Source organism: Capnocytophaga sp. oral taxon 332 str. F0381, assembly GCF_000318275.2.
GTDB classification, from domain to species: Bacteria; Bacteroidota; Bacteroidia; order Flavobacteriales; family Flavobacteriaceae; genus Capnocytophaga; species Capnocytophaga bilenii.
Genome location: NZ_KB291334.1, coordinates 40,109 through 46,661 on the forward strand (window position 1 = coordinate 40,109; position 6,553 = coordinate 46,661).

Consider the following 6,553-nt stretch of genomic DNA (forward strand, 5'->3'; position numbering starts at 1 on the left):
TTTACTAACTATCGCAACTCAGCACCTAATTGTTCTTTAAAAGCCGTTTGTAGGTGCGTCATTGTTTTTTCTATTTGTTTATCGGTAAGGGTTTTGTTCTCGTCTTGCAAGATAAAACTCACAGCATAGCTCTTTTTGCCCTTTGGTAATTTATCACCTTGGTATACATCAAAAAGGTTTACGCTCTTCAGCAAACTCTTCTCGGTTTGGAAAGCCAACTGATGTATTTGTGCAAAGCTAATTTGCTCATCTATAAGCAATGCCAAGTCGCGGCGTACTTCGGGGTATTTAGCAATTTCTTTATAAACTACCTTATGCCCTTGGGCAAGTTGTAGGATAGCTTCCCACTGCAAATCGGCAAAGAATACTTCTTGCTTGATGCCGAAATCTTTTAGCACACTCTGCTTGATGATGCCTATACCCCCTAATGCTGTATCACCCACTTGCAAGCGCAAGCCTTCTTGCCCAAAAGAGCAAGCCCCTTCGGGCAGCGGTAGCATTGTAACTCCTTGTATGCCTACACGTTCCAAAATCCGTTCTACAACCCCTTTTAGCTCGTAGAAAGTAACCTTTTGGGCAGGAGCACCCCAATATTCTGGTTGTGCATTGCCTGTGAGGTAAAGTGCCAAGTGTTTGCTTTCGCTATACTTGCCATTATTGAAGTGATAGTTCTTGCCAAACTCAAACAATTTCAGGTCGGTGCGCTTGCGGTTGATGTTATATGCTATCACTTCCAAGCCAGAGAACACAAGATTTTTACGCATATAGCCCAAATCGGCACTCAGCGGATTTAGCAATTTCACCGCCGTTTCGGGGTTGGCAGTATAGGTAGTGATTTCTTTTTCTGAAACCAAACTATTGGTCATTATTTCGTAATACCCTTGACCTATAAGTTGTGTAGCCACTACATTTTGCATATTCAGGTCGTCATATTTAGACGAATGCGACATTGTAGCGTTTATTTTTTCAGAAAAAGTAATGTTGTTATAGCCATAAATACGCAATATTTCTTCTATTACATCGGCTTCACGTTGCACATCAACGCGATAAGTAGGTATCAGCAAGCCTAAACCGCGTTCGGTAACCGAATTGACCTTAATATCCAACGAGTGCAATATAGATTTGATAGTATCACGAGGTATTTTTTGCCCTATGAGCTTGTCTACGTTTTCAAAAGCAAGGAATACCTGAAAATCTTCGTATTTTTTAGGGTAAAAATCAATAACATCTGATGAAATCACCCCTCCTGCAATATTTTCAATCAGTACCGCAGCATACATCAAGGCAAATTTACATTCTTCAATATTGATACCACGCTCAAAACGATACGAAGCATCGGTATTGATAGCGTGCCTTTTAGCCGTTTTGCGCACTGCCACAGGGTCAAAATAAGCACTCTCTAAAAACACATTGCGCGTAAAATCGGTAACACCAGAATTTTCACCACCCAATACCCCTGCTATACAAAGCGGTTTTTCGGCATCGCAAATCATAATATCTTCTGCATCAAGGGTACGTTCTACGCCATCAAGGGTTTTGAATTTAGTACCCGCTTGAGCGTTTTTCACCACAATTTTGCGCCCTATAATATGGTCGGCATCAAAGGCGTGAAGCGGTTGTCCTAAGCCGTGAAGCACATAATTAGTAGCATCTACTACATTGTTTTTAGGGGTGATGCCTATTGCCCTAAGACGGTGTTGCAACCACGCAGGCGACTCGGCTATGCGCACATTGCTAATAGTTACCCCCGTGTAGCGAGGCACCAGCTTGCGGTTGGTCACCTCTATATCTATTTTTAAAGAACGATTATCTACGTGAAACTTGGTTACCGAAGGTGATATAAGCTCTAAGTGTGTACCTTTTTGCATCAAGCCTGCACGCAAGTCGCGTGCTACCCCATAATGGCTCATTGCATCGGCACGGTTAGGAGTAAGCCCAATCTCGAAGACCTCATCGGTAACTACTTCAAATACCTCGCTACAAGGGGTACCCGGTGCGTATTTGTCGTCCAACACCATAATCCCTTCGTGGCTATTGCCCAAGCCTAATTCATCTTCGGCACAAATCATTCCGTAGCTTTCTTCACCTCGTATTTTTCCTTTTTTTATCTGGAAGCTATTGCCCTCTTTGTCGTACAATACAGTGCCTATGGTAGCTACCGGCACTTTTTGTCCTTTGGCTACATTGGGTGCCCCACATACAATTTGCAGTGGCGTACCGCTACCTATATCTACTTTGGTAATTTTGAGTTTATCGGCATTAGGGTGTTTAGCGCATTCCAACACGTGCCCTACCACTACCCCTTTCAGTCCGCCTTTCACACTTTCATAAAGTTCTACACCTTCTACTTCCAAACCTAAATCGGTAAGAATTACGGCAGTGTCTTCAGCCGAACTATCTACTTTCAAATACTGTTTTAACCAGTTATAAGATATTTTCATAATATAATTGCTTATCTTTCTTTATTTATTTTTCATTTAGCAAACTTTCATTGCCTTGTTAATCTCACTAACCACTAATTCCTAATCCAAAGATTGGTTTTCTTGGTTTGATACGTGTAGCATATCGGCAAACTCCTCAGGAGTAAGGTTGCCGTAGTAAAAATGTATAGGGTTGATATGTTCGCCGTTTTTCATTACCTCGTAGTGCAAGTGAGGAGCTTCCGAACGCCCTGTACTACCCACTTTGCCTATCAAATCACCTCGTTTTACTTTTTGCCCAGCGCGCACATTATAAGCTGATAGGTGTCCGTAAAGCGTTACATAACCATAACCGTGATCTATACGGATGTGATTACCATAGCCCGATGACCCGTCATCAGCACGAATAACAACCCCATCGCCAGCAGCATATACGGGAGTACCCTGAGGCGATGAAAAATCCATACCGTAATGAAACTTACGCGCTTTTGTAAAAGGGTCGGTACGCCAGCCATAGCCCGAAGCCATACGCTTCAAGTCTTTGTTATTCACGGGCTGTATGGCAGGAATAGAAGCCAAGAACTTTTCTTTTTCTTTGGATAACTTTGTAATGTTATCCAACGATTTGGATTGCACAACTATTTGCTTGCGCAACACGTCCATTCGCTTGGTAGCATCGGCGATGAGCTTAGAGCCGCCATATTTTTCCAAATCTTTGTACTTGTTAGGATTGCGCAACCCACCCTTACGGATACTATCAGGGATAATAGGAGCATTGAAGTACAAGCGGTACATATTGTTATCGCGTTCTTGCAAATCGGCAAGTACCTCTTCCATCAGTTCCATCTTTTTGTTGAGAATCTGATAGTTATTTTCGTAGTTTTTTATTTCGCGGGCTAAAGATACTTCGCGTGGGGTAAAGAATAGGCTCGAATTATTCATTACTACAGATAACAAAGCACCAAAGAGAGCAGCCGCCATCAAGAACACCAATACATTACGTACTTTTGTGCGCTTTTTATTTCTGATACGCTTATAGGAAAGCGTGTCGGGGTCATAATAATACTTTACCTTTTTCATAACGGCAAAGGTACAAAAAAAACTGAATAGAAGCGTATTCTTTCTAAAAAAAATTGTAATTTTGCAATTATTAAGTGCTATGCGAGCGGCACAAGCCATCTATGATATTGCCCGTGTCGCTCGCACCCAAAATTGCCCGTGCGGCTCACACCTAACGACTAATTACAAACCTTATGGGATTTTCTGAAATTTTACTGATACTCTTTGCAGTACTGATACTTTTTGGGGCAGATAAATTGCCCGAAGTAGCGCGCGGTTTGGGTAAAACCATTCGCCAAGTGCGCGATGCTACTGATGAAATAAAAACCGAGATACAACACACAGTGCAGCACGGCAGTAGTGCTGGCAACTCATTGCTTGAAGAAACTCAAAAAGAGATTGAACAAATAAAGGAGGATATAGAAGAAATAAAAGAGGAAGTAGCTGGCAATCACCTTCCTAAAGACTAACCATTAGGTTACAACCTCTAAGGTCGGTATTATCAAAACGACCGAGTATTTCAAAAGAGCCATCGGGGTGTAGCTTGCCTAAATCTTGCGTACTAATAAAGCTACAAGAGTGAATATTTGCTAAATCTATCACGTTTACACCGCCTGTTTTGCCCGTTGGCAAATAGCTGAGGGCATCGTTGGTGTCGCGTATGAGTATTTTCATCCAAGGGACACTGCGGTAAATACCTTCCCCCGATGAATAGGCTTGTGATAACAATTCCGTCATACCATATTCCGAATGGATATAAGGCACGCCAAAACCTTCCTTCAATAGCTGGTGCAACTCTTCGCGTATCAGCTCTTTGCGCTTTCCTTTCATCCCTCCTGTTTCCATTACAATTGTATTTTTTAGCTGAAAGGTGTATTGCTCTACCAAACTGAGTAGGGCAAAGGATACGCCTATAAGCAAAACCTGCCCTCCTGCCTTATCCAAACGCTGTAAGGTAGCCGCCAATTGGTCGTAGTTGTGCAGGTAGAAACCGCTCTCTTCACTTTGTGATTGCCTGATGAGGTCATCGGTCATTGTGATGAGTGAGGAGCCTTGTCGTTCTAAATATGAGGGCAATAGGGCTAATATGGTGTAGTTGCGCACATCGCTGTAGAAGTGTTGGAAGCCTTTGCGAAAACTTTCCTGATAAATACTGAGGTCTTTTACGTAGTGTTGTGAAGTTTGCACCCCTGTAGTACCACTGCTGGTAAAGATTTCTTGGTGTGGGGTATCGCCACAATATACCTTTTCTGTCTTGAAGAAGTGTATAGGCAGAAAAGGTATATCCTCGAGCGTATGCACATTGTGAGGTGAGCGATGTAATAAATTACAAAAACGATGGTATACCTTATTGTTTTCGTACTGATAGCGAAATACAGATAAAGCAGCCGTTATAAATTCATCATCGTTTTGTATGTGAGGTATAGTAAGCAAATGATTATTTGCGTTGGTCTTCTAATGATTTACGGAAAGCAGAATACTCTTCGCGATATTTACCTATAGACTCTTCGTTATTAAAACGGAAACCAAGTACGTAATAAATATTTTTTTGTTCGTTGGTAACCAACTCATAAAAGTGTTGGTATTTACCATCGTAATAAGTATATCCTGCTACTTTATCGCCTTCAAATGAGGGAGTTATAACATAGCTATCTCTTTTAAGGTCTATATCAGTAGGCAGTGCTGCTTTTTTGGGTTTATAAGCATAGAAGATTATAGACTCATCGGGTGCGCTAAAGGTTGCAGCACTATTGGCTGTTTTTTTAGCTTTGAAACTGCTTGGATAGGCTACTGTAAGGTTGCCTTCTTTGTAAGTTTCAGTTTGTGCAGTAGCAAGTGTAGCTACCATTGCGAATGCTAATAAAAAGTACTTTTTCATTGTATAGATAATTTAATTAGGGTAACAAATCTTTGAATATGCCCCAAGTGGGGTGTAATAGAGCGATATTGGCTGCCAATAGCAGGAGTGCTATGATAAATTTAAGCCAAGAGATGTAACGTTTTCTGGGGGTAGCAATAAAGCCGTCATAGAATTTGCGAGCTTGCACCGTAGCCACTCTTTTCTGGAAATACATATCTACCAAAGTAGGCAAATCTACTACCGAGTGGCTGGGTGAAGGTTGCTCTGTGGTATTTTTCTGTTGGTTGTTTGTGGGGGTGTGTTGTTTTTTTTGGGTATTTTGTGCGTTGAGTTGTTCGGCGAGTTTGGTGTCGTATTCTTTGCGTTTATCTTCATCTGCTAATACTGCATAGGCTTCTTGCAAGCTTTTAAACTTTTCGGCAAAGAAAGCATCGCCCTGATGTTTATCGGGGTGATAGGCTTTGGCTAACTTTTTATAAGCATCGCGTATTTCTTCGGGGGTAGCCTTTTGTTTTACGCCCAATATTTCATAGTAGTCCTTCAGTATCATATTCCAGCTTTGCGAGTATTATCGTTATTATCTTCCCAGCCTATAAGTCGCCCGTTTTGAAAGGTAAGGGTAAGGGTTTTGTAGTGCCAACGCTCGGTAGTAGCCCCTCTAAACACAGCACTTTGCACCTGTTGGGGTCGTCCTAAAGCGAGTTTTACTAAAAAATTGGGCATACCTTCAGTATATATATTCTTTTCAATAGCATTGACGGTGCTTTCGCCATAGGTAGATTTTACAAGCCCCATAATAATTTCGCGAGTTTGTTTTTCGTCTACTAAGGCAGCTTGCCATTTATCTCTTAATTCTTCTATTGATTTTTCGCGTTTATAGTTGGCAATACCTTGCCTTATAAGCATATACAAAATATATACCACTATAACAGCGAGAATACTATAATATACCATTTGCTTAGCGAATTACTGTATTTTTGGGGCAAAGATACAAAATATTTTTGAATTATGAATTTTGAATTATGAATTTTGAGTTTTTTCGCTTATCCTTCGCTTATCCTTCGCTCAACCTTCGCTCATCGTTCGCTGAAGGTATGGTGGAATTTTGTTTTTTTGGGGTGATAAAATTGTTGTTTTTCTTATATTGTTGTTTGATGATTGTTTTTTATAGTCAAACAAATTTAGATTGCGAATAAATAAAAAATTTGTTATT

Annotated in this window: 7 protein-coding genes; 1 reads left to right on the forward strand and 6 read right to left on the reverse strand. The window is 40.9% G+C overall.

Annotated features, from left to right (window positions below):
- Window positions 1-8: 8 nt before the first annotated feature.
- Entirely contained in the window at window positions 9-2,441 is a 2,433-nt protein-coding gene (pheT, locus tag HMPREF9075_RS09670) for a phenylalanine--tRNA ligase subunit beta (protein WP_009416385.1), read from the reverse strand.
- Window positions 2,442-2,522: 81 nt separating this feature from the next.
- Window positions 2,523-3,500 carry a M23 family metallopeptidase gene (locus HMPREF9075_RS09675; protein ID WP_034557476.1) on the reverse strand — a complete coding sequence of 326 codons (978 nt, stop codon included), beginning with the start codon at window positions 3,498-3,500 and terminating at the stop codon, window positions 2,523-2,525.
- A gap of 173 nt (window positions 3,501-3,673) precedes the next feature.
- On the opposite strand from HMPREF9075_RS09675, the gene HMPREF9075_RS09680 reads away from it, so the two are divergent.
- Window positions 3,674-3,949, forward strand: coding sequence for a twin-arginine translocase TatA/TatE family subunit (locus HMPREF9075_RS09680; protein ID WP_009416387.1), 276 nt, complete (start codon window positions 3,674-3,676; stop codon window positions 3,947-3,949).
- On the opposite strand, the gene HMPREF9075_RS09685 is transcribed toward HMPREF9075_RS09680, so the two are convergent.
- Genes HMPREF9075_RS09685 through HMPREF9075_RS09700 form a run of 4 tightly spaced genes read right to left on the reverse strand, consistent with a single transcriptional unit; the run spans window position 3,939 to window position 6,294 of the window.
- Window positions 3,939-4,913: an acyltransferase gene (locus HMPREF9075_RS09685; protein ID WP_034557456.1), complete on the reverse strand. Its 975-nt coding sequence runs from the start codon at window positions 4,911-4,913 to the stop codon at window positions 3,939-3,941. The genes HMPREF9075_RS09680 and HMPREF9075_RS09685 overlap by 11 nt on opposite strands.
- A gap of 4 nt (window positions 4,914-4,917) precedes the next feature.
- Window positions 4,918-5,358: a hypothetical protein gene (locus HMPREF9075_RS09690; RefSeq protein WP_009416389.1), complete on the reverse strand. Its 441-nt coding sequence runs from the start codon at window positions 5,356-5,358 to the stop codon at window positions 4,918-4,920.
- A 16-nt stretch (window positions 5,359-5,374) separates the two neighbouring features.
- A complete protein-coding gene (locus HMPREF9075_RS09695) occupies window positions 5,375-5,890 on the reverse strand; it encodes a J domain-containing protein (RefSeq protein WP_009416390.1) in 516 nt (171 codons plus the stop codon).
- Window positions 5,887-6,294 (reverse strand): hypothetical protein, encoded by a 408-nt coding sequence (locus HMPREF9075_RS09700; RefSeq protein ID WP_009416391.1) that lies wholly within the window; start codon window positions 6,292-6,294, stop codon window positions 5,887-5,889. The genes HMPREF9075_RS09695 and HMPREF9075_RS09700 overlap by 4 nt, the downstream gene beginning before the upstream one ends.
- Between the last annotated feature and the right edge of the window lie 259 nt (window positions 6,295-6,553).

Excerpts from the sequence above, each read along its gene's own strand:
- pheT (WP_009416385.1), bottom strand. The coding sequence starts at position 2,441 with ATGAAAATATCTTATAACTGGTTAAAACAGTATTTGAAAGTAGATAGT.
- HMPREF9075_RS09675 (WP_034557476.1), bottom strand. The coding sequence starts at position 3,500 with ATGAAAAAGGTAAAGTATTATTATGACCCCGACACGCTTTCCTATAAG.
- HMPREF9075_RS09680 (WP_009416387.1), top strand. The coding sequence starts at position 3,674 with ATGGGATTTTCTGAAATTTTACTGATACTCTTTGCAGTACTGATACTT.
- HMPREF9075_RS09690 (WP_009416389.1), bottom strand. The coding sequence starts at position 5,358 with ATGAAAAAGTACTTTTTATTAGCATTCGCAATGGTAGCTACACTTGCT.
- HMPREF9075_RS09695 (WP_009416390.1), bottom strand. The coding sequence starts at position 5,890 with ATGATACTGAAGGACTACTATGAAATATTGGGCGTAAAACAAAAGGCT.
- HMPREF9075_RS09700 (WP_009416391.1), bottom strand. The coding sequence starts at position 6,294 with ATGGTATATTATAGTATTCTCGCTGTTATAGTGGTATATATTTTGTAT.